Origin of the sequence: Pseudovibrio sp. Ad46, from assembly GCF_001623065.1 — a bacterium.
In the GTDB taxonomy this organism is placed as follows: Bacteria; Pseudomonadota; Alphaproteobacteria; order Rhizobiales; family Stappiaceae; genus Pseudovibrio.
Genome location: NZ_LMCG01000046.1, coordinates 347,519 through 371,528, shown reverse-complemented (window position 1 = coordinate 371,528; position 24,010 = coordinate 347,519). Strand labels below are relative to the sequence as shown.

The 24,010-nt window shown below is 49.5% G+C and carries 16 protein-coding genes; 3 read left to right on the top strand and 13 right to left on the bottom strand.

Annotation, left to right across the window (positions count from 1 at the left end; translation table 11 throughout):
• Positions 1-19 precede the first annotated feature (19 nt).
• From PsAD46_RS12825 to PsAD46_RS12810, 4 genes are all read right to left on the bottom strand, one after another.
• Positions 20-1,402, bottom strand: a complete 1,383-nt coding sequence (locus tag PsAD46_RS12825) for an FAD-dependent oxidoreductase (protein WP_063307068.1) — start codon at positions 1,400-1,402, stop codon at positions 20-22.
• Positions 1,403-1,626: 224 nt separating this feature from the next.
• Positions 1,627-2,586, bottom strand: coding sequence for an ADP-ribosylglycohydrolase family protein (locus PsAD46_RS12820; protein ID WP_063307048.1), 960 nt, complete (start codon positions 2,584-2,586; stop codon positions 1,627-1,629).
• Positions 2,587-2,733: 147 nt separating this feature from the next.
• Positions 2,734-3,246 (bottom strand): GNAT family N-acetyltransferase, encoded by a 513-nt coding sequence (locus PsAD46_RS12815; RefSeq protein ID WP_063307047.1) that lies wholly within the window; start codon positions 3,244-3,246, stop codon positions 2,734-2,736.
• A 93-nt stretch (positions 3,247-3,339) separates the two neighbouring features.
• Complete coding sequence (locus tag PsAD46_RS12810; RefSeq protein ID WP_208981816.1) at positions 3,340-4,788, bottom strand: cytochrome P450; 1,449 nt, start codon at positions 4,786-4,788, stop codon at positions 3,340-3,342.
• A 182-nt stretch (positions 4,789-4,970) separates the two neighbouring features.
• Between PsAD46_RS12810 and PsAD46_RS12805 the strand changes: the two genes are divergently transcribed.
• A complete protein-coding gene (locus PsAD46_RS12805) occupies positions 4,971-5,240 on the top strand; it encodes a DUF2798 domain-containing protein (protein ID WP_057461061.1) in 270 nt (89 codons plus the stop codon).
• 214 nt (positions 5,241-5,454) lie between these two features.
• Complete coding sequence (locus PsAD46_RS12800; RefSeq protein ID WP_063293512.1) at positions 5,455-6,387, top strand: DMT family transporter; 933 nt, start codon at positions 5,455-5,457, stop codon at positions 6,385-6,387.
• A 24-nt stretch (positions 6,388-6,411) separates the two neighbouring features.
• Here the strand turns inward: PsAD46_RS12800 and PsAD46_RS12795 are convergent, their stop codons facing one another.
• The 7 genes from PsAD46_RS12795 to PsAD46_RS12765 all read right to left on the bottom strand — a co-directional run bounded on the left by PsAD46_RS12795 (position 6,412) and on the right by PsAD46_RS12765 (position 13,974).
• Positions 6,412-7,158, bottom strand: a complete 747-nt coding sequence (locus PsAD46_RS12795) for a formyltransferase family protein (RefSeq protein ID WP_063307045.1) — start codon at positions 7,156-7,158, stop codon at positions 6,412-6,414.
• Positions 7,159-7,191: 33 nt separating this feature from the next.
• Positions 7,192-8,490, bottom strand: a complete 1,299-nt coding sequence (locus PsAD46_RS12790; RefSeq protein ID WP_063307044.1) for a capsular biosynthesis protein — start codon at positions 8,488-8,490, stop codon at positions 7,192-7,194.
• Entirely contained in the window at positions 8,487-9,791 is a 1,305-nt protein-coding gene (locus PsAD46_RS12785) for a capsular biosynthesis protein (protein WP_063307043.1), read from the bottom strand. The genes PsAD46_RS12790 and PsAD46_RS12785 overlap by 4 nt, the downstream gene beginning before the upstream one ends.
• A gap of 15 nt (positions 9,792-9,806) precedes the next feature.
• On the bottom strand, positions 9,807-10,463 hold the full coding sequence (locus tag PsAD46_RS12780) for an ABC transporter ATP-binding protein (RefSeq protein WP_063293516.1): 657 nt from the start codon (positions 10,461-10,463) through the stop codon (positions 9,807-9,809).
• Positions 10,463-11,230 carry an ABC transporter permease gene (locus PsAD46_RS12775; protein WP_063293517.1) on the bottom strand — a complete coding sequence of 256 codons (768 nt, stop codon included), beginning with the start codon at positions 11,228-11,230 and terminating at the stop codon, positions 10,463-10,465. Before PsAD46_RS12775 ends, PsAD46_RS12780 begins: the two co-directional genes overlap by 1 nt.
• 9 nt (positions 11,231-11,239) lie before the next feature.
• Positions 11,240-12,619, bottom strand: coding sequence for a hypothetical protein (locus PsAD46_RS12770; protein WP_063293518.1), 1,380 nt, complete (start codon positions 12,617-12,619; stop codon positions 11,240-11,242).
• 173 nt (positions 12,620-12,792) lie between these two features.
• Positions 12,793-13,974: a polysaccharide biosynthesis/export family protein gene (locus PsAD46_RS12765; RefSeq protein ID WP_063293519.1), complete on the bottom strand. Its 1,182-nt coding sequence runs from the start codon at positions 13,972-13,974 to the stop codon at positions 12,793-12,795.
• Between the two features lie 60 nt (positions 13,975-14,034).
• Here PsAD46_RS12765 and PsAD46_RS12760 point away from each other — a divergent pair, with 60 nt between their 5' ends.
• Positions 14,035-14,985 carry an SDR family NAD(P)-dependent oxidoreductase gene (locus tag PsAD46_RS12760; protein WP_208981815.1) on the top strand — a complete coding sequence of 317 codons (951 nt, stop codon included), beginning with the start codon at positions 14,035-14,037 and terminating at the stop codon, positions 14,983-14,985.
• Between the two features lie 19 nt (positions 14,986-15,004).
• Here PsAD46_RS12760 and PsAD46_RS12755 read toward each other — a convergent pair whose 3' ends face one another.
• The gene (locus PsAD46_RS12755) at positions 15,005-16,366 is read right to left on the bottom strand and encodes an aminotransferase class I/II-fold pyridoxal phosphate-dependent enzyme (RefSeq protein WP_063287687.1); all 1,362 of its coding nucleotides are present in this window, start codon (positions 16,364-16,366) and stop codon (positions 15,005-15,007) included.
• The gene (locus PsAD46_RS12750; RefSeq protein ID WP_244273207.1) at positions 16,366-23,961 is read right to left on the bottom strand and encodes a type I polyketide synthase; all 7,596 of its coding nucleotides are present in this window, start codon (positions 23,959-23,961) and stop codon (positions 16,366-16,368) included. The genes PsAD46_RS12755 and PsAD46_RS12750 overlap by 1 nt, the downstream gene beginning before the upstream one ends.
• Between the last annotated feature and the right edge of the window lie 49 nt (positions 23,962-24,010).

Here is a 24,010-nt window from a genome sequence, read left to right as displayed (position 1 = left end):
GCCAGAAAACAGTATTCCTCTACATCATTGTTTCCATTGCGATTTTTGCGGCCTTCTTACCGCTTAGGTGAGCGCCGTGAACGGTTCCGTGGTACTGGAAATTTGTGTGTTCTCCGGCCAAGGTCAGGCACCTGCTGACAGGTTCGGATAACACGTTGAAATCATAGGGATTACAGCCAACTTTGGCGTAGGAGAAAGCACCTTTTGTGTAAGGATCCTGCGACCAGCGGGTTGCGATGTAGTGGCGGGGATCAGGCGTTTCCCAACCGAACATGGTGCGCACGGCTTTCATAGCATCTTCAAGCATATAGTCGTGATCCATGGTCTCTATCATGCGGGAATAGTTACCGAAGCTCAGTGCGGTGAGTACGTTTGCGTCGATAAAGGGCTTATGATTGAGGAAATAATTCCAGCGACCTTGAGTTTGCGTCATTAAGCCAAAATACTGTGTGTTTTCAGGCCAGTGGAGCTCGTCAAATTTCATAGCTACTTTTGTGACATCTCCCATACCAACGCGTTCAATTGCGTTCCTATGTATTTCGGGCAGGGGCGGAATGAACTCGATGTCCTGCGCCTTGAGCACGCCGAGTGGCACCGTAACAATCACGAAATCACTCTCAAAAATTTCCTTGTCCGTTTGGACAAAGACACCAGCGCGATCATGGTACGCGATGCGGCGCACAGGTTTGCGGGTGAGTATTGCGATCCCATGAGTGAGAGGTTCCAAAAGCCTGTCGTACCCGTCTACCAAAACCACATCTTCACCGTGGAACATGTCATCCTGATTAAAGTACATGGCAGAAAGCTCGTTGACCGGACTGCCCGTATCAAACTCGGTGTAAGCGGATGTCATCCATTTGAAGACCGGGTCACGAGACATTTTCGGCGCCATATGCTCCAGCGCCTCGGAAAGGGGCATATCTTTTGTCATGCCGGAGCCAATCAGATCCAACATCTGCCGGTGCTCCTGTCCCATCTCGGAGATCATCTGATTAGAAATTTTCTTGCCTCTGTGGTTGAAGACGGCAAAGTTGGAGTCTTTTGTAACAAAGGTTTTTTGGCCGGATTGCTCCGCAAGTTTCATGATCGGATTGTCTTCTGGCCCATGGATCCAACCGGCCCCTTCCTCGATGGGAACACCGAGCGCCCGGTTGGTGCGGATGCGGCCGCCAATCTTGTTGCTCGCCTCCAGCACCAGCACAGTGTAGCCAGAATCCATCAGCTCGCGGGCCGCTGTCAGGCCCGCAATGCCTGCGCCAATAATGATCACACTCTTGCCGCTGGATGAAACGTTTGGCTTGTTGAGGTTCAGATCAAACAGACCGGCAACAACGACGGAAGAGGCTGAAGTTTTAAGGAAATTCCTGCGGTTAAGGCTGTTATTGCGGGGGCGAAAGACCATTGGAAACACTTTGGTTTGAAAGAGGTGCGCCTGCAACCTTGAGGTGTTTTATCGCAACCCACAAGGGAAACTCAGGGACAGCCCTAACAAACCGAGAAAGCGTTTTGGGACATTCAAGCAGCTAAAAACACACTGCGTTCATACGAATACGCGCAGCATGCATAAATATTCGATGCTGCACTTATTCCACCCAAAAGACCGGAGACGATCTTCGGATTTTGTCCCTAGTTATGCCCGGTTAAGTCGCAACATTCCTGCCAGAGCTCTGCATTGTTCCGGACCTTCAAAATCCATGAAAGTGGAATGCCTTTGTCGGTATTCAGGCCATGTACTGCGCCAAGAACTGCACCGATCAAAATGGAACGGCCAGCGCTGTCTCCACCTGCCAGAATGTTGGCTTCAATCGCTTCACGATAAGAACCTGTGTTCTTGAGGATGTGGAAGCTCAGCGGCACGCCCATGCCAAGGTGACAAGCACGACCCGTGCTCTCACCGTATGCCACGGGGTCCGTTTCTGATGCGGAAAGAGCAGCCAAAAGCTTCTCCTGAATATCAGGATGGGCGGCATCAGCTGCAGCGGACAAGGCGCTTTGCAAGTCTTCACCGTTCACAACACGGTCCAGAAGATCGGCAAACATAAAGCCGTAAGCGACGGATTCTTCATTGTCATTTGTGGAACGGATAACCGCTTCCACCTGATCCTGCATCTGCTCGCTCTGCTCATAGGCGAACAGCACTGCCGGAATTTTGGAGAGTGCAGGGAGCTGATCATCATCTACGCCAGAAGGGGCGAGCTTCTCATTAGCAATGTTTTCCAGCGTGCCCCGTGTTGGGCGGTCAATATAGCCGTTATAGGTGCCACCAGCGCCGAAGTGAGCCGTAAAGGCCTGCTGAAACTCTTCCATCTTCAGGTGTTTGTCGTGAGCCAGCAGATGCTTCAGCACCAGATGCAGGTTTTCACCGTATTGGGTGAACTGGCCGTCCTGCCGATTGGCATGAGCGAAGTAAGCTGGCACGCCCTCAAAGTAAGATGGGGTCAACGGCACGAAAGCAGCAGAGTCATCGTGCTCCTGCGTGACATGATGGATGCGGTCAACATCATAGAGCCAGTGCAGACCCAGCGAGGCGGCGTCCGCAACAAATGCACCAAGAAGGCTATGGGCCTTAAACGCTTGCTGACTCATACAATTCTCCATTCCGATAGGATCGGGTTCAATCATCACTAAAATTTTGATGAGATAATAGGGAGAGGCTCGCCCGTCGAAAAGCCCCTTCAACCCATTGTGATTGATGTTGGCAATGCTCTGCTACGCTTTTGCACCAGCTGTTGGCTAGGTGGTGGAGGCCAGTGCGCTTTGGGTGGAGAAGTGGAGGAAGGTCATCTCTGTTCCTTGATAGTCACCGGAGCGGGTCGTGTGGCTAGCCTGGGTCAGATCAGAGATTGTTTTTGTCCAGAATGCCAGTGCTCCAGTATTTTGGGGCAGCACGCGCACTTGCCAGTCTCCCGGATGCTGTTTCAGGCAGGCTTTCAGGGCCGCTTGTCCCAAGCCTTGTCGTGTGAACTTTCCAAGCACGAAGAACTGGCCCATGTCGATCAGCGTGGTGTCATAGGGATACTGTCGCACCAGCGCAAAACCTGCGATCTCGCCAGCCTGCATTATGAAATAGGGATGATGGGCAGCCTCGCGGAAGTAAGCAAGCACGATGTTCTCATCAAACTCAAACCCACCCGCTGCAGAAACCGGCCAGTGCATGTATTTGGACATGTCATAGAGGTAGAGCTGAAACATATTTTTCAGCACAGGCACATCCGCCAATACCATCGGTTTCAACTCAACAGACATAACCACCCTCACATGTCAGAGCTACTCAGCAGAGCAATGCATTAGCACTGAATGAGGACTGGCGTCGAGCGGTTGTGATGTTGGAATGCCCGACTAAGTGCGGAGTGGTGTGACTTTGCAGACGATGGGGCGGGTGGGTTCGAGGAAGAGGACACCTTCCGGCTCTACTTTGTCGGCGTTGAGGATGTCTATGTCGAACCGGGTAACGAGGTTTGCCAGAATGAGCGTGCCTTGAAGAATGGCGGAGCTTGCGCCGGTGCACATGCGCAGGCCGCGTCCAAAGGGCAGGAAGCTTTTCATGATGATGTGCTGATCTTTGCGCATATAGCGTTCAGGATCAAACCGATCCGGATTGAACCAGTACTGCTGATGTCGGTGCACAATCCATGGGGACACAGTAATCTGCGCGCCTTCCTGCAAGTCCAGTTTTCCCAGTTTGATTGGTCTGCTGGCGCGACGGGTCAGGTGCGGGATAGGCGGGTAGAGCCGCAGGATCTCGCGGAAGACATTGCGGGTGTACCTGAGGCGTGAAAGCTGTTCGAACTGAATGTCGTCCTGCCCACCCACTTTGCTGACCTCTTCGCGGATCTTTTGCTTGGCCTCAGGGCATTGGGAGAGCACAAAGAACGCCCACATCAAAGCTGCGGCAGCCAGCTCCTGACTGTTCAGGATTGTGGTGACGTGGTCCACGATTTGCTTGCGAGTGAAGGGGATATTGGTTTCTGGAGAACGGGCAATGAGAAACTTATGTAAGAAGCTGTGATGGGAAAAGCTGTTGTGCTGGATATTGCCATCAATCAGCATACTGACCAGATATCGCAGTTGCTGGGCCGCATACATGGCTGTTTGGGGCAGCTTGGGCAGCTGCCAGGCAACACCTTGTTCTGCCGTCTCACGGATCACCTGTGAGATGCGTTTCTCAAAGTCACGGGCATGGGAGTTGATCTCGTTGAACACATCTGTCGGCAGTTCGTTAGAAAACAGCATTCTGTAAGCGATGTCTGCATTCAGGCGTCTGAGCAGCAAAGACAGGTCAATCACCCGGTTTTCATTTTGAATTTCTTCGCAATAATCCTCAAACCGATTGATTGAGTTCTGGATGTGCTCAAAATTCACCTGCTGGGTGCGCATGGTGCCGATGGGCCGGATCATATCGCGCTGGTCTACACACCGGTTGTTGCTCGTCACAATCGGATGATCGCCCAGCAACGGGCGCAGCAACTCAATCATCCCCTCGGCTTTGACGAAGATCTCGGGTTTCTCTTCAAAAATAACGGAGATGAGGTCCGGGTCGTTGATCAGGTAATTGGGTTGCTCTGCCGTGGAAATATCAACGATATCTGCTTTGTAAAGTTCTTCCGGGAGGTGCCTCAGGAGGTTTGTCTCAACGCCATCAAAGTCCCCCGTGCCTTCAGTGTATGGGTGAGGTGCCGGAGGGCGATATAAGCTGTTGTTTGTATCCATAGAGCCTGACTCGATTGCATCATGATGGTCACATCGAGGGTCCTCGCGGGAAATGACCCGATCCGCGAGTGTAGGCATTGCCGCTTTAATAATTCGCTGAATTTAATGTCGGATCATACTGAAAATACAATGCAATTACTGGTGGTTTTGGTGAGATGATGAAACCACGGCTCTGCATAACTGCCATGCGCTACGGTATCTTGACAGTTTGACTTGATTTCATATAGTTTGACCTCAAACAAAAAAATAGAGATAAGTGCATGAATGTTTCCCCACGGACCTATGGCTACCTGCTGCGTATCAGCATTTCATTCTTCATGAGCATTATGATGTCATTTGCCATGTTGGTGCTGAACCTCGGGTTTGTCGAAAACTTTATGGCGCTGTGGTTCAAGTCGTTTTCTGTCGCCTTCGCGCTTGCTGTTGTTATCAGTTCGCTGGTCTTTCCCCTGGTGATCGCCCTGCTGTCGAAGCTTGTGAAAGTATGTGACGAGCCTGCCGACCTGCAGGAAGTGACGGAAGGCTGCTAAGCTCCGTTTTTCAAATAACAAAGCACCTGACCTAACTGTGATGCAAAAAGGAGTGTCCCTTGCTTTTTGCATTTGCTTTGTGATGCATCACAGTATACGTGCAGTATTGATGTCGATTGGCATCCAAGAATTCTTTTCAGCACATTTCCTCCCACTGTATTCGCTTTCTGGTTCGCCTCAGTAAGCGGATTTGTGCTGCTAACAAGGACACAAAATGGCTCAGCTCCTCGGCAAGCGAAACATGGGTATCGCGCTTACAATCCTGTCTACGCTCATCTTCGCGATGCAGGATGCGATCACCAAGCAGCTCGTGTCAGACCATCCGGTCTGGTTCATCATGATGGTGCGCTTTTGGGTTTTGCTGGTGATTGCGGTTGGCTGGGCCATGATCAGTGAACAAGGGCTCTATAATGTGGTGCGCACCAAACGTCCGGTGCTTCAGATTATTCGTGGCCTTCTGCTATTTGCTGAAATCTGCCTGATCACCTTCGCCTTCAGCATGCTGGGACTAGCCGATGTAACGGCAATTTTTCAGGCCCATCCATTGATCGTGACAGGGCTTGCGGCTCTCTTCCTTGGCGAGACGGTTGGCTGGCGCCGCATTCTGGCAATGTTCTGCGGTATGGCAGGCTTGCTGGTGATGCTGCAGCCGGACGGCAACATCGGCGGTTGGGGCGCTGTGGTGGCGCTGGCTGCCTCGGTCAGCTTTGCGCTGTATCAGTTGTTTACCCGTGTTGCGAGCCAGGATGACAGCGCGCTCACGTCATTTCTCTATGTTGGCATCGTGGGCACAGTTCTCTCCACCATCATCGGCTCTCAACACATGATGGCGTTTGATGAGGTGGAATGGGCGCTGCTGCTCGGCATTTGCGCAACGGGGACCTCCGCACACTTCCTGCTGATGAAGGCACTTTCGCTGGCACAGGCAAGCGACATTCAGCCGTTCAACTATCTTCAGCTGGTCTGGTCGATCCCAATTGGGTTCCTTGTGTTCTCCGACCTGCCAATCTGGAGCACCATTCTTGGTGCAATCATCGTGGTGGGTGCAGGTCTGTTCTCGCTGTCTCGCCAGCGTATCCGTGCGGCTGAGAAGGAAACGGGAGTTGAACCTGAGACCTCAGAGGAAGTGGCTGCGCGCGCCGACTAACGTGTCGCGTGCCTTCCGTGCGGTTTAAAGCCGGTTGCCGCGGGCCATAAACCTCAGAACATCGCCATTGGTGGGCCAGCTGCGATACCGCGGTGCCCGGTCATCCGGTGCTGGTGGGCAGTCGTTCTTGCTGAGAAAGTGGGAGGCGACGAGCTTCCCTGTCTTGCGGAACAGGTCAAGGTTGGTGCGAAAGAGCGTTCTCTTTTCTGGCACCACAGTCGTTTCCGCCAGCACTTTACCCGCATCAATCTTTTGAATGCTCTCATGCAGGCTGAGGGTGAAAGCCTGTTCATTCTCCAAAATTGCATGAAAGACCGGATCCGGCCCTTTGTAGATCGGCAGTTTACCGGGATGGATGTTGTAGGTCCTGCCAGAAAACCGCTCGTAAAATGCCGCGTTCAAAATCTGCCCCAGATGAACCGTCAGGATCAAATCCGGCTTACAACGCTCGATAAAGTCGAGAGTCTGAGGCGCGCTGGCGTCATTCGTTGGTAAAACAGGACATTGCAGGCTATGAGCCCAGGTCCGCATGCTCTTCCATTTGGGAACATGTGGCATCCGGTAGGCCGGCTTTGTCACGGCGCCCAGGTATCCCGCATAAAGCGGACCGGAGCGGAGCATCAGGTCTTTATAAGCCCGCCAGTCATTGCGCTTGCCAGATACGGCGGTGCACTTCAAAAGGCCGCAGATCTTGATTTCCGGATATGCCAGCAAAGAATGTAAAGCAGCATCAGTGTAAACGCTGGCGTTGGAAACAAGACAGATCTGCATGCGTACTCCCCAATTGCATAAAGTGGTCGTCAACTACATAAAGTAATCGTAGGTGACGCCCATTTTCCGTGCTTTTTCCATCCTTGGCGGCTCTACCCGTTTCAGGCGTTGCTCTGCGTAGGAGGTGGAGAGGATCTTTTCTGCTGTCCCCTTTGCTGCAGCTTCCAGGCCAGCCGCATTGTAAAGCGACCCGCGCACCTGAATGGTGGTTTTCAACGCATCGATAAACTTGCGGAACACATCTGGCTCCGGCGGTGTTGCTGAGCGCCAGAACGTCTCCCAATCGCCCTGATGCGTCAGGCCGTCCATATCGTAAATTGTTGGCAGAATGCAGCAGGTCGGCACACCATATTCAAGCGCTTCAATGCCGGCAGAGCTATTGATAGTCAGCATACCAAGGGATGGTTCAGCAAGTGCTTTGATCGTCTGCCCATGAATGAGCTGCGTGCGTTCTTCAACACCATGTTTCCGGCTGGCCTCAACAATTGCTCGAGACAGCTCTTTGAAGCGATATTCAAGCGGATGGCTCTTGAGCAGCAGCAATGTCCCCTTAGGCGCATTGCGGGCAAAAGAGGCGATGACCTTCTCAATGGCCTCATAAATGCTGGCAAAGGGAGAGTGATCCCGGATCTGAAAATCTCCATTCAGCTGCAAGGCAAAGAGATAATAAGGTGTGTCGCTTTGCTTCAACTGGTCCCAGATAACATCCGCTTCCTGCTTTCGGCGCTTGGCCTGAAGCCGAGCCTTGAGCCAGCCACCATAAACCTGCACACGAGATTCCGTGCGGTGATTGTGGTAATGCGGAAACTTGCGGGCATGAACTGCGTTGTAGAATGTGAAGCCGAGCTCTTGCAGCACAATCTGCTTATAGCTGCCCGGATAAAGGACGGTGGACGTGTCATCCGCCTGCTGTGTCTCCAGCGCCATCAGGTCCTGCTTGTTCTGCGGGAAATGCGAAAGCGCAGAACAGCCACCATACTCGACCGTCATCCAATCCGGACGCAGATAGCCAAGCTCGGTTGCAATTATTGTCACATCCAAACGCTTTGCAACGCCGATGGCGACTTTATGGTAGTAGCGCCGGTCCCCATGAAGCAGAATATCAGTGACCCCGTGCGCAACAATCAAGGCTTCCAGAAAAAGAGCCCAGTTCTCAGCAGGCTCAGAAAAATGGATAGTTTCAGTCTGCTCCCAGTCATGGACATCACTGCCGCAAAAATGGACCTTAAGCGTCCTCGCGCCCAGCTTCTCCAAATGGTGTGCAGTGCGGGCATAGTATTTGGAAAGTGGACCTTGCAGCAGCAAGATGCAGCGCTTGTTTTCTGAAGTCATTTGTCACTCCAGTAACAATTTTCCGGGATGGGAACGCCAGCAGCTTTGGCTTGCGCCAGACGCGGCGGCGTTTCAACAAACGCACCATGTCCGTTGACGCCATCATCCATCATACGTTTCACAAACTCTTGCGCTGCGATCTTCCGACCTTCGGGATTAAAAAAGCTTCCATGCACTTGAATGGTATGCCCCATAAGCTTTTCCAGGTCGTGATAAAGGTCAGCATCCGGTAGAGCTGGTTCCCTCCAAAAATCATCCAGAGACCGCTGGTCCGTCAATCCGGCAATATCATAGACAGCAATACCCATGGCTTTCACTGGTACGCCGCTTTTCAGTGCTTCCATACCAACCGTACTGTTCACCAGCACGCACCCACGCGAATGCCTAAGCAACTGATTTAGATTGCCGCCATCAATAATGATTGTGCGCTCCAAACAACCGAATTCCGCAGCAATCTCGCGAATGACTTTCGGCCAGTTCTCAACGTTGTTGTCAAACGGATGAAGCTTGAACACCAGTTTGCTTGCAGCTGACGCGCTTTGCGAAAACGTGCTGTAAAGCTCGCGAATGAAACCGGACAGATGCTTGTAGTGGGAGTGATGCCTGATCTGATAATCGCCCTGCATTTGCATAGGGACGACAAAATACTCGGCCTGCTCTTTTATGAGCGTGTTGATTGCTTCTTCCGCTTCCTGTCCAAGCCGCTTCTGGCGCATCAAGCGCGGAATATAGCTGAAATAGTCCCTGAACGGATGATAGTAGCGATCTCGCTGATAAAACGGGAATAGATACGGGAAGAAGATCGGAATCAGGTTGCAGATGACCTCATTGGTCGCTTCCTGCAAAAACGCATGCGGAAAACGGCTTGTAGCTGCCAGTTCCGGCAAGTCAGCGGCGCTTTGTCTAATCTGCGCCGGATCATTCGGAAAGTGAGAGTACACTCCCATGCCACCGCGCTCAAGCGTGATCCAATCCGGGCGCATATAACCAAACTCATAGGCAAACGTGTTGATGCCCCGTTGCATAGCAACATCATGCGCTACCCGGTGATATGGTCGCCGATCTGCATAGTACAGAATGTCCGTGATGCCATTCTCATCAATCAGCTGCTCCAACCTGTTTTGCCAGTTCTTCAACTGCCCCCAATAAGATTTCGCGCCCAACCCAATGCGAAAATACCAGTCACTGAGAGAAAAATTAACGATGGTGTACTTGATCTTGCGAGCTTCAAACTCTTCAACAAGCGCCCGACAAAAGGCAGAAGGGTGGGATTGTAAAATAAGAACTGATCGAACTGACATAGTGCCTATACTCAACTACTTAAGCTGATTTTTGCGATGCTGAGCAAGCGCTTCGTTAACAGAATCATACATAGTCAATTCGCCTTCATGCAGCAGACAGGCGGTATCGCAGAGCTTTTTGATTGTCGCTTCTGAGTGCGAGATCATGATGATGTTGGCATGTTTGAGCTTTGTCTCAAAAACTTTATCACATTTTCTTTTGAACCGAGCGTCGCCAACAGCAGTAATCTCATCAATCAGATAGCAATTGAAATTGATGGCCATGCTAACACCAAAAGCGAGGCGTGCTTTCATACCACTGGAATATGTTTGAATGGGTAATGCCATAGACGGGCCAAGTTCAGAGAAATCCTCTACAAACTCAATCATACGCTCAGTGTCTTCGCCATACATTCGAGCAACGAAGCGAACGTTTTCAATGCCTGTCATCTTCCCTGCGAAGCCGCCTCCAAAGCCAAGAGGCCAGGAAACCTTTGCGTTTCTTTTAATCTTGCCGCTATCAGGTAGCTCTGCTCCAGCAATTAACCTCATTAATGTTGATTTACCAGCTCCGTTATGACCGAGAATACCAATATTTCGTCCTCTTGGAAAATTCGTTGTCAGACCACTTAAGACAACCTTTTCGATACCCTTCAACCGATAAGTTTTTCGAACGTTTTGAAATTCAATCATTAGAAGGACTTCTTTCGATACAAGCGTTCTCCAAAAAAGCCAAGCAGAAGTAGAATTATGACGCAAGTCAAAAGATAAGATTTGCTTAGGATTACACTGTTATAATTTCCATAGTATCCTTCCCTAAACCATTCGATCCCATGCAGTATTGGATTCCATGAAAGCATTTTGACAATATGATCCGGGAAATCACTCGGGACATAAAAAATACCTGAAAGAAAGAAGAGTGGTCTGCTGATGATCGATTCTAATTGCTTCCAAGTTGGCCATAATCTGAAAAGAACTGCATTAGTAGTTCCAGCTCCAAGGCCTAAGAGGGAAAGTGTTAGGAAAGCTGTTGCGCATTGCTCAATATATTTAGGTAACTGAGCATCGACACCTAAAATGATTAGTGAAAAAAAGACCGAAATAATCATAATGTAAGTGAGTGTAATGAGAATATACTTGGAAATTATAATATCAGTCTCATTTATAAGTGGGTAACTCAGAAGGCCTCTACTAGAGGTCACTGCTGTCATTAAAGAGCTAGCTAGTTTTGAGTACGTTTGAAATGGTAAAATTCCGGTTGCGAAAAACAACGCAAAACTGGTTCCAAATGCTGGTGATCTTCCTACGCTGGAAAAAATCAGGACTAGCACTAGCGTACTCAAAGCAGGGTTAACGATTGCCCAGAAGTAGCCAAGTTGTGTATTGCCAAAAGCGGTCCTAGTTTCACGCAATACTAATGCGCCAATGACACGTACTTGAATTTTTAAAACACTGTCCATAGAAACCAACTACTTGAGGTGGTCACGAATAGAGTAAACTATGACTGTACCAAGTGACCAAATAGCGGCTAATACAAGGAACAAAATGAAAGAGTTGATTAGACGTCGAGGGTAAATCGCTTCTTGAGGTTTTGAAGGTGGATTAAAGACCGCAAGATATCTTTGCTGTCGATCCGCTTCTGCTCTCGAACGTTCTAACCCAGCCAGCGCAGCAGTATAAGCCTGTTGAGCAAATTCTTGTTCTACTACTAACTCTTCATAATTCGCCAACAGAGCAGATAGAGAAGATAATCGATCTTTACTTTTCGAGGAAGGCTGAATATGAGCTGGACCCCGACCGCTGATTTCGTCTCGCTTGCTAAGAATTTGCTGTATTAATACTTCTTCTTGTTTGCGCAATTGGCGAATTGTCGGAGAACTCTCATCTATTGTTCCTACGAGGGTAGCAAGACGCGATCTAGTATCTAATAATTGTTTTTCTAGACCTGCGATTAGTTCTATTTGTACTTCCGCATTCTTTGTTGGATCGATAGAGCTTTCTGCGCTGCGAAAATCCTTCATTCTCATGCGAATAATCTTTAGCCGTAACTCGGAGCGATGAACTTCTTCTTCGGCAAACCTGACTGCATCTTTTCTAGCGTTTTGAGAAAGCGTATTCACTAACTCTGATCCATAAGTTAGGACATGAGTAGCAATATCTTCGGCCATCTCCGGAGTAAATGCCTGTACTTCTACTTCAATAATGCTAGATGTATTATTAAAACTGGTCGAAATCATTCCCTGCCAATAAGCTACTAATTCCTCTATTGAAATATCAGCGCCTAGCTGATAGATGAAATCTACATTTTCTTCACCAAAATGATCAATTACACCAAGATCTCTATTAAGACGTTCGACAACCTCTCTGCCTTGCAAATAGTCCATCAAGATAAATGAATCAGTAGTTGTTGTACCAACGCTAGCAAGTCCGGTGAGTGCGCCAAGAAAATCGCCTCCGGCAGAGGTGCCGTCCATTCCACGAACAGAAAAGCCAATGGTGGAAGAGTATCTATCAGACGCAATCAACAAAAAGTAAGTTGCGCCTAATATGGTGGGCAAAATAACCATTAGTGCAAAAGAAACTGCTAGTAATTTGCGACGTAAATGCTGCGGCCTTAGTCCCCGAAAGTTGAACAAATTATCAGTTTCAACTAGCTTCAGCGGATTGGGTGTATCTATTGGCAGAGGAACAACCGACGCAACTTTCTTAGATAAAGATTTACCTTTAGTACGAGATGCAGCAGATTTTACTTTAGTTAATTTTTGTTCCTGCTTGCTCGTCTTATCATCTGAAACACTCGTCGATACAGGACGAATTGCGGCCACTTTTGCAGTTGTCCCTTTTTCCATGTTGAGTCTTCACCTTTTAAAACGTGCAGGTTGTCGTCTGGCATGCGCCTGCTTTACTTATCAGAATTAATATTAGCAACCGAGCGAATCATACCACGGTAATCTGAATTGAGAAGGGTGTTTCCTACTTGATACAAATTTAAGATATCATATCTGTTTCAATGCCCTTGCACTTAAAATGAACTTGCTGTTTTCCCAATAGCTAACGTTCCACTTAATATCTTAATAAACTTACTTAATTCAGCACCATATGCGTTTGAAACATAAACAACGTCTTTATCCCGAAGAGAAAAAAGCTGCCCTTTGAAGTAGGATCGTGCATCTCTCATGTTCAAACGATAAATCACAGGAACCTTGCCCGAGCTCGTTCCAAGGTACTCAGACCTCAACTGTGAGATAACTTGTGGATCTTCATAGCGGAAAACAAAGAGACCCTGAGAATTTGCTGCATTCTGATCTAAACCACCGATACGGCCTAATGCTTCGACGAGTGAAACATTGGATGCTTGAATCGGGTGCTCGCCTACCTTAGGCACGGCCCCAAAAGCTGTAAAGGTTTGGGGATCATGTGTAACGAAAATTCTATCTCCTGGTCGAACATAGACATTTTCGTCTGTCGTCTGGAAAACAGTGCTGAGCAGTTGCTTTGCTTGACGTCCGTTGCGCGAAATCGACACATAGCTCTCAGTGGCAGGAGATGCGTTACCGCCTGCGTTTGCGACAACGTCGAGCAAACGCTTGCCGCTTAGATCCAAGGGATATTGACCTGGTTTCTTAACCGCACCATTCACTGTGACCAAACTGCTAGCATTTTGCTTTAATGTAACAATAACCTGTGGGTTAGTAGCTTTGCGATCAAGCGCAACCTGGAGCGCTTCTTGAAGCCGCTCGACAGATTTTCCACGCGCATTTACCTTCCCCACATACGGAATGGTGATTGCACCGCTTTGGTTGACCATGAATGGGCCAAGCTCGACACCGCCAGCTTGTCCATTCGGTGTGAATAAACGGTCGTTGCCCTGCTCCCAAACGACGACTGAAACAGTGTCACCAACGCCAACGATATGCTTTGGCGCCCACTTTCCGCCTGTGAAGACTTTTGACAAGCCATTCGGGTGATAGGCTGAAAGTACTGATACAACCGAATCATCAAGATCAATGAGATGATAGTCAAAGGGTTCCGTGCGTCGATCAGAAGAGGCTGCCTGGATCTCTGAAGACACTGGACCAGCTGAAGGTAGCGCAGCGCAGCCGGACAAAACGCCCAAGACTGGAACAATGACGGCAATGGATTTTATGAAACCTGAAGTTACTTGAGCTGACCGCACCTCAGTCGAATTGGAAAATAAATTCATAAAACGTCTATCCACTTTACCGCCGGATCAAAATACACCTGTCAAAAACATCCAGCTTGAATGAAGAGATTAATATCTCAAATTGAGATAGAATTCAAATTTAGTAATGGAAGCGAGCGCAACTACCTGTTGTTTTCTTTGGAGAAAGTTGGACTTCTGATGAAGTCTGGAGAATCTAGGTTGCACGTTAACTATCTGTTTGCCAAAACATATGAAATACGCGTTGTTTGGAGCCCCTTTATTATGTTTTCTCCGAGATCGATTCTCATCACAGGTGCCAGCTCCGGGTTGGGGAGGGCTTTGGCTATTTCTTATGCAGGTGAAGGCGTAACTCTTTGCTTGACTGGGAGAAATGAGGAGCGGCTGTTTGAGACTGTGCGTGAGGTTGAGCGAGCAGGGGGCATTGTGTTCTGGAAAGCGCTTGATGTTTGTGATGCGGTGGCTCTTCAAAACTGGGTTGAAGAGTTAGAGCGGCACATGCCTCTCGACTTGGTCATCTCTAATGCAGGTATCACAGGGTCACATGAGGTTGATGGCGCTGTCGAGACGGCTGAGACAGCACATGCTCAGATTGCGACTAACTTAGGGGGAGCTGTCAATGTTTTGACAGCGGTAGCACCATTTATGCAGCAGCGTAAAAGCGGTCGAATTGCGTTGATCAGCTCGTTGGCAGGAATGCAGCCGATATCCGATGGGCCTGCCTATGGGGCCTCAAAAGCTGGCGTGATCGCGTATGGTGAAGCGATGCGGGACCACCTTTATAAGTGGGGGGTGTCGGTATCTGTGATTTGTCCGGGATATATTCTGACGCCGATGGCCGATCAATTTAAAAGCTGGCGGCCTTATGAATACACGGCAGAGGAAGCTGCTTCTTCAATAATGAAAGCGATTGCACGGAAAAAGGCGTTTTACGCGTTCCCATGGCAACTGGCGCTGAGTATTCGTATCGGAAAGCTGCTGCCCTGGAAACTGCGCAGATTGGCAAATCAGCGCTTTAATTATCAGCGCTGATTTAATTTCATATCACTAATTAAGCAGACATAACCTGTTGAATTGAAATAGGATTACTATCGTAATTCGCTATTTCTTCGTTCACCAGTTCGATCGCCAGATCTAATTGCTCTTCAGTATGTTCTGACGTGATGAAGAAGCGCAGACGAGCTGATTTTTCTGGAACTGCCGGATAGATAATTGGCAATACATTGAGCCCGCGATCGAGTAAACGCGCAGCCAAAACAGTCGCCTTTAATGAATCGCCCATCATGATCGGAACAACTGCACAGCCTTGGCTGACACCAGTATCAAGACCTGCAGTCTGAGCCTTCTCAAGGAAATATTGCCCGTTTGATTGAGCTGCCTGTACCCGGTGAGGCTCTGCTTCGAGGAGGCGAATGGCTTCACAAACCGCTGCTGCGATTGGTGGGGCAATGCCGACACTGAACACGAAACCTGAGGCTGTGAGTTTGAGATAGTCAACCAAATCACTGCAGCCAGCGATGTAACCGCCGCACCCAGCTAATGTTTTGGAGAACGTGCCCATCCAGATATCAACATCTCTCGGGTCAACCTTAAAGTGCTCGGCGAGGCCGCGGCCTGTCTCTCCGAGAATGCCGATGGAGTGTGCCTCATCGACCATGAGCCAGGCACCGTATTTCTTTTTAATCTCAATCAGACGTGGAAGATCCGGGTAGTCCCCGTCCATTGAATAAACGCCTTCAACCACGATCAGTGTACGCGGGTGTTTATGGGCGCGCAGCTCCAGAATGTTTTCCAGTGCCTCGAAATTGTTATGGGGGAAGGATTGCCGAACAGCACCAGAAAGCTTTGCGCCTGTGACGATGCTGTTGTGAATGTAGCTGTCATGAATGATCAGATCATCCGGCTGCATCAACTGGCCAATGCTGGTGACGTTTGTTGCATGGCCACTGACAAAAGCAACAGAACTTTGAACGCCGTGCATCCGAGCAATGAGCTTTTCAAGCTCGGTATGGATTACACGCTCGCCAGCAACAACCCGGCTGGCACTGGCTGAAATGCCATAGTGGTCGACGGCTGTTTTGGCAGCTTCCTGGACCTTTTCATGCCCATTCAATCCGAGATAATCGTAGGAGGAGAAATTAAGGTAAGTTTCTCCGTCAATCAGTGTCGTTGCCCCTGCGCGTGCGTCATGCGCACGGAAAAAGGGATTGTTGATCTGCAACAGATCCGCCGCTGCTTTCTGAAGACGAATTTCCTTAAACCCCGGAAGGTCAGCAAATTTCGGAGCTATTGCTTTATCAGCTTGAGGTTTGGCAGCCTTCTGCTTTGGAAGCGCAGACTTCGAGCGCCTGACAGCGCTCAAAGCATTCAACCGGTCGTCTTTGCTTAGTTTTTTCTTGTCTGATTTGGCCATTAGTTCAAAAGTCTTGCTGTTTTGTCCTGATGAGTATCTAGGATTTCGCGCACAGTTGATTTTTGAGCGTCATCCAGATCATCGGAAAGGTGTTGGCTGGCCAGAACGTTGTGAGAGCCATCCTCAGCAGAAGCCTCTCCACCTTCGCGTTTGCGAAGCTTCTGTAGGATCTGCGCAGCAAAGTCATCCAAACACGTTCCGCCCGAAATAGATACCAGCGGAATCTCCAGATTGAAGCGTTTCTGAATTCCCATTCTCAGTTCAAGCCCCATCAAGGAGTCCATTCCAAACTCCGCAAGTGGGCGTTGATGAGAAATGTCCTCTGCTGGTAGGCGCAGGATGCGGCCAATTTCACCGGCAAGAATATGAGCGACAATCTCTTTGGCCTCTGTATCCGACTTGCCTTCAATGAGAGACAGAATATCGGTCGCACTGTCGCTGTCTCCATCCGTATCGCTGCGGCCAACGATTTCGCGGAAGAGCGGCTTGCTCAACAATGATAAAGATTGATGAGCTGCTGCCCATGCAAAACGGCCAATATGAACCACTGCACCTGGTGCGGACCCATCATCCTGCTCCATGGCAAGCTTGAGAATATCCAGACCCTCACGAGCCTTAATGGTTGCTTCACCCAGATGCCTGGAAAGCTTGTCGGAAACCTCAGCATTTCTGGCAAGGAAGCCCACATCGCCGATGGCACCCCAGCCGACAGCAATTGCAGGTTTGCCAGCTTTACGGCGGGCTCTTGCAAGTCCTTCGAGATATCCGTTGGCAGCGACGTAATGAGACTGGCCAGGGTTCCCGATCAGGGTGGTTGCAGAGGAGAACAGGATAAACTGGTCCAACTCGTCCTGACGTGTCAGCTCATCCAGCAGACTTGCACCTTGAATTTTTGGCTCAAGCACCTTGCGGAACCGCTTCTCGTCCAGCTGTTGGATAATGCCATCATCCAACACCATCGCAGCATGGGTGATGCTCTTGAGTGGTGCGGACTGGCGCAGTTCGCTCAGCAAGCCGTGAACAGCTGTTCTATCTGTGACATCGCAGCTCACCGCGGAGACAGTTACGCCTTTTTCCGCCAAGGTCTCAAACAGTTTTTCGTGTTGCTCGCTCACCTTTGCAGACCGGCTTGTGAGTGTAATACGCCGTGCGCCATTATCAGCCAACCAGCGGCAGATTTCCAAGCCAAAGCCACCAAGACCGCCGATCACCACATGATGACCATCCTGAGCAAATTTGAGAGAGGTACGCTCTTGCGGAACTTTAACTTCTTCAGGTTTTGGTGGCGTGATCAGGATCTTGCCGATGTGCCCGGACCGTTGCATGAGCCGGAAGGCATCCTGAACATTGCGACCCTCAAACACGCGGTGAGGCAATGGCGTGAAAGTACCGTCTTTGATCAGCTCAAAGACATCTTCAATGAGCTTGCGTGCCAGATCACTATCATGCAGCAGGATCTGATCCAGATCGATCCCAAAGTAAGAGACATTGCGACGGAACGGGCGCAAACCGATCTTGGTGTTTGCGTAATAGTCTCGTTTGCCAAGCTCAAGGAACCGGCCAAACGGGCGTACAATATTGATGCTTGCTTCCATCGCTTCGCCTGCAAGCGAGTTCAAGACTGAATGTACGCCTTTTCCATCAGTAAGTTCCATGACCTTGTCAGGGAACTGCAAACTGCGAGAATCAAGAATATGATCGGCACCGAGCAGACGAAGGATCTCTCGTTTTTCTTCAGACCCAGCGGTGGCAATGACCTTAGCGCCCACATGCTTTGCAATTTGTAGTGCTGCAAGACCAACGCCGCCTGCGCCACCGTGAATGAGAACCCATTGATCTTCTTTGAGTTCACCAAGATGGATGAGCGAGTAATAAGCAGTCAGGAATGCAACTGGATAAGTCGCAGCAGAGACAAGATCCTGACTTTGGTCCAGTTTCGCCACCGCAAATTTAGGACAGGTGACATAGGAAGAGTATCCACCAGACGTAAACGCAACTACTTTGTCACCAACGGACAGGTCGCCAGCATTCTCACCAGTACGTGTAACAGTACCTGAAATTTCCAAGCCAAGATTAGGCCCGCCATAACCGTCCTCAAGTGCTTCTTCTGGAAGCATGCCCAAAGTCCACATAACATCACGGAAGTTCAAACCAGTCGCGGCGACTTTAATCTCAACATGGTCCTCAGATGGCTCAGTACGTTGCTGTCCACGCCAGTTCAGATGGTTGAGAGAACCTGCCTCTGAGAAGTTTAGTTCAACATTCTCTGCAGGTTTCCAGGTGGATTGACCAAACCCGGATTTAACACGTGAAACTACTCGGCTTTTTTGCGGCTGATGGAGTTCATTCTCCATATTCTGATATAGAACGGCCTCCAATATGTCGAAGGCAATGCCTTCGGCACCTTTTTCAATGCAAACATCAAGGGTAAGAGGTGTCAGTTCCGGAGCCTCATTGCCAAGAACCCGTGCAAACGTCCAGGCGGCACTTTGTGCGGGAGCTTCGAGTTCAGCGTTATGACCGCTGCCACCTGGAGCAACAAGTGCGAGTTGACCGGCTAAACCTGGATAAGCCTTTACGAGGCCAACACAAGTTGCACAGCGCTTCATGACTTGGTCTACAGGGGCATCACCGGCCTCTGCCAGACCATACAGATGGATGATGGTTTTGAGTTCAGCATCAAGGAAAGCAGAACCAGCAAGCGCGGACTTCCAACCGCTGGCTTCATTTAGGTCGAACTGCCCACTATCTGCATCCAGAAGCTTGATATTACAGGCTACTAATCTCTCATCACTCTGCATAGCCTTCGCAATTTCCTGCTCCAGCTTTGAGTTACCTGCCAGAATGACCATGGCCTTGCTCTCAGGCAAATCGGCCTTTGGATCAAGCTGCTGACTTACGTCTACAGGTTTTGCAGTCGCATTCAGCAGAACAATTGACGCTCCTTCTTTGAGTGCCTCAATTGCGATCGGAGCATTAAATGATGTTGAGGTAAACTGATTCAGCCAGTCATTGCTTGTTTTCAGCGGACCGACTGGATACTCGTCGGAAATTGAGCTGGCAAACCAATCTTCAGACAGACCAAAGGCTACATCATGGAAGACATCTGAAAGCGGTTCGATCGCAAGGAACTGTCCGCCTTCTGTCAGTGATTGCCCGAGCTTTTCGAAAAGGTTTGCTTCGCTCTGACATGCTTCGTGAAGAAGACCTGATGATACAATTACATCGAATGGTCCCTGTTCTAACGCAGCATCCCAAGTGTGATTACTATCCAGATTGCTCGTATCAAATACAGTGATGTTAGGTTCATCCAAAACACTGGCAGACAAACGCGCGGCGCTTTTGTGATTGCTGTCAGCGATCGAAACTTTTGTTACTTGGCTAGGGAGTATCTGCTGAATATCTTTTGCCAGATTCAGCCCTGAACCGCTTAGATCCAGTACATGAAGCGGTGTGTCTGTGTCCCAGGTTGCAAGCGCGGCTCTGAGCCATTCAGAGATGCTTTGGCTGCGTATTTGTGCTTCCGGAGAGGAGTACCAGTATTGCTCGAGCATCGCACTGGAATGCTCAAAATCATTGCCCTCAAAACTATCAAGATCAAGGCTATCGAGAACGAATTTGCGTGTGGTTGCAAGAATGGTTGCAGCGGCGATGTCTTGCGGGCTTTCTTCCAGCACACTCTCAACCAGAAGATCGAAATCAGGAAGCTCAAAATCGCTATTCAATTCAAAGCGATTTACCCCGCATTCCGTCGCTGCTCCAGCTTCCTGAAGGATCGTCAAAAGAGTGACGAAATACCGACGATGATTATTTGGTAAGTCCTCAACCGAAACAGTCTGTTCGCCATCCGCAAACTTTGAGATAATATCAAAGGCTGTTCGTTGTGCCGCCGCATTTAGTAGCAGATAAGCTTCACGCTCAGCTTCATCTTCAACAGTACGGAACTTTTCAGCAACGTAGTCTTCAATTGCCGGGAAGTTATGGTTGAGTTTTGCAACTGTGGTCGCTGGGTTTCGCTGCAGCTCTGCTTCGACGCGATAGATCAGGTCAGACGGGTTGTCTTTGCGGCCCAGTTCAGTTGCACGGAAGCGGCCTCCGGAAATCGCGATAATGACGTTGTCATCTTCATCGAAAATCTGGAAGTCTGCTAAAATAGAGAGTTCAGAAGCACGTTTGACCTGAATGCGAACATAGGCTGGGGACGCGCCTGATTGATACTGGCGAACCTTATCAAAGAAAATTGGAACATACGCTTTTGGGCGACTGTTCTGGGATGTTGTCTCCCTGAACAGCGAGAGCAAGCCATGGAAACATCCATCAAGTTCAGCAGGATGAATGCCAAAGGAAGAAACCTGCTCGTCATGTTCAAGTGCAGACAGGTGGACGATGAATGTACCCTCATCTACCTGAGAGACATTTTGGGTGCGTTGGAAACGTGGCCCAAATTCAAGTCCGTATGTGAGTGCCGCTTTGTAAATCTCCTCACCTGTATTGATGAGTTGGGCCGCTTCAAAGTTGAGTTGAATGTTTGGTGCAGGGGTCTCCAGTTTTGCAACCCTGCCGACGGCATGCAGCGTCCAGTCATCTCCGCTCAGGCGCATGCGGCTGGAAATTTTAACAGTCCCTGTTTCCTCGGAGATTTCGGTTTGAACTTCGGTCAGATATTCGTCGCTCAATACGAGCGCCTGCAAAATATCCATAGATCGCAGTTCTACAGCGACACTTCCATAAAGAGCGGAACCGGCAGCAAGAGCCATTTCAACATAGCCAGCCCCAGGGAAAATCATTTGTCCGTTAATGACGTGATCTTCTAGAAATGGAACCGTGAAGCGGTCTAGATGAGTGGTCCAGACGTTATAGGTGGCGTTAGGGCGCCAACCTAAAAGCGGATGATCTCCACCCCTAAATATGCCCATATTGGCCTCACCGCTGTTTTCAAAGCGGAAGCTTTTATTTTGCCAAGGGAGGGGGAGCAGATTAACGGGTTCATCCGGGTTCTTACCGAAGAGTTTATCCGTATCAACATTGATGCCTGCAACAAAAGCACGGGCGACGAGATTGATAATTGGGTCTGTTCCACCAAGTTGCTCGTTCGAAAGGCTGGAAAGTACAGATCCTTTCCCGCCTTTTTCAGCAGCGACCTGGCGTAGATAACTTTGCAGGATCGGTTTTGGGCCAATCTCGATAATCGTTTCAGCGCCAAGATCAAGAGCAGTTGCAACGGCCTTGGAGAACAATACTGGCTTGCGAAGGTTCCGCCACCAATAGTCCGCATTGAGGTCCTTGCCATCTGAGACTGCCCCAGAAACGGTCGAGATAAATGGCACCTGCGCAGACTTGGCAGTCACAGTCCCGACTGCATTACGGAATGGATGTTCAACGGGCTCAATTAGCTGGCTGTGGAAGGGGTAATTCAGCGCGACTTTTCTAAAGGCGACATGGTTGGCCCGTGCAAACTTCGCAAACCCGTCTATGTCTTCTTTTGTACCAGATAAGCTGACGGATTTCGGACTGTTCTCCGCGGCAACTTCAAGGGATTCAAATCCACTTTTGGAGATGAGTTGAAGAGCCTCATCAGCAGGGAGGACGAGCGCTGCCATGGTTCCGTGGCCCGCGACGACTTCCTGTTCTGCTGAACGATGATAGACCAACGCTACAGCAGCATCCAGCGTGAGGGCGCCTGCGACATGTGCTGCTGCAACTTCGCCAATACTGTGACCCAGAACCATATCTGGTTTTAATGCGTAGTCCTCAAGCGCCTGACAAAGAGCAACCTGGACTGCAAACAACAATGGCTGCGCAATGCTCGTCTTTTTCAAAGCATCTTCAAGTGTCTCACTGAAGAGTTCGGTTTTTAGGGACCAGCCAGAAAGATTTGTGAAGAGCTCATCAACCTTCTCAAAAGCAAACTTGAAGGTCTGGTTGGAAACATAGGCGTCGCGGCCCATGCCAGCCCACTGTGCTCCGTTGCCAGAAAACGCGAAGGCGCACTTGCCTGGGCTTGTCGCTTTATTGGAGTAAATGACGTTTGCATTCTTCTGACCGGATGCAAAGTCAGACAAGGTAGCCTTAAGAATCTCAACATCGGAACTAGAAAACACTGCTTTTTCCGGAAAAATCCGTTTGCGATGAAAGGCCGCCGCACAAATCTTCTGGTTGCTTTGCTCTGTCAGAACTCCATCACGCGCATAACCACCTGCAAGCTCAACCAGTGCTTCCTTTGTCGGTGCTGATAAAAACAATGAGCTTACGGTTTTTGGCTGAGTGAGTTGCTCGACATTATCTGTCTTGATTTCCGGATCTTTGAGAATGACGTGCGCGTTCGTTCCGCCAAAGCCAAACGAGTTCACTCCGGCATATCTCGGGCTCTCACTACGTGGTAGCTCAACACCTTCGCTCGCGACATGTATGTTGAGCGCGTCGAAGTCGATGTCTGGGTTTGGTTCGTTAAAGTGGAGACTTGCCGGGAAATGATTGTTCTGAAGTGCCAGTACAGACTTTGCCAGTCCCACCAGCCCTGAAGCTGGTTCCAGGTGGCCTACATTGGTTTTAACTGAGCCGATCGGAAGCGGTGCGCGTCGCTTCTGCGCAATAGTGCGACCAATCGATACCGCTTCTGCAGGATCTCCAACACGGGTCCCAGTGCCATGAGCTTCGACAAATGCAAGCTGATTAGGGTCGATTCCATGTGCCTTGTAAACACGGTCGAGAAGATTTGCCTGCTCGACATCCGATGGAAGCGACATGCCCACGGTACGACCATCTGAATTTACATCGACGGCAACAATATCTGCGTGGGAGCGTTGACCTTTCCAGCGCGGTGCGTCTTTTCGTTTGATGACAAGTACAACACCACCTTCTGAGCGTACATAGCCATTGCCACCCGCATCGAAAGCTTTGCATTGCCCATCAGGAGACAGCATAGTTGCCTGCGCGAAACCTACGAAAGGAAAAGGGCTGGCAAGCACGTTGACACCTGCGACAATGGCACAGTCAATTCTTCCAGAGTTCAACGCACGATAGGCTTCGTGGAGTGCAACTAGAGAAGACGAGCAAGCAGTATCGACAGTAAAACTTGGGCCTTTAAGGTCGAATATATAAGAGAGGCGGTTTGAAATAATAGAAAGCGTATTGCCAGTCATAAAATGACCGGTTGCTACATTAGGGTCGAACAGGCTTTCGTTGGCATAATCAAGCGCAGATGCCCCAACATAGACGCCCACATGATCACCAGCTATTGTATCTGGCGAAATGCCTGCGTCTTCAATAGCTTCCCAAGTGAGCTGCAGCAAAATACGCTGCTGAGGATCCATTTGTTCTGCTTCTCGGGGCGAAATGCCAAAAGCTGTAGGATCAAAGTCCCACAAATTATCTAGGACACCTGCTTTAAAAGTATACGCTTTGCCGGGTTCTGAAATGCGCGGATGCAGATATCTAAAGTGTGACCAGCGATCAGCAGGGATTTCGGAGATGCTATTCCGCTTTGAACACAGCAGATTCCACAACTCTTCCTTGCTTGAAGCTCCAGGAACACGAACAGATAGGCCAACAATTTCCAACACGCAGCAAAACTCACTCAAATTAGGGAACAACATCCAGAAGTGTGATGTTTGTATCTAAACTTAAAGTTCCATATATAACTTA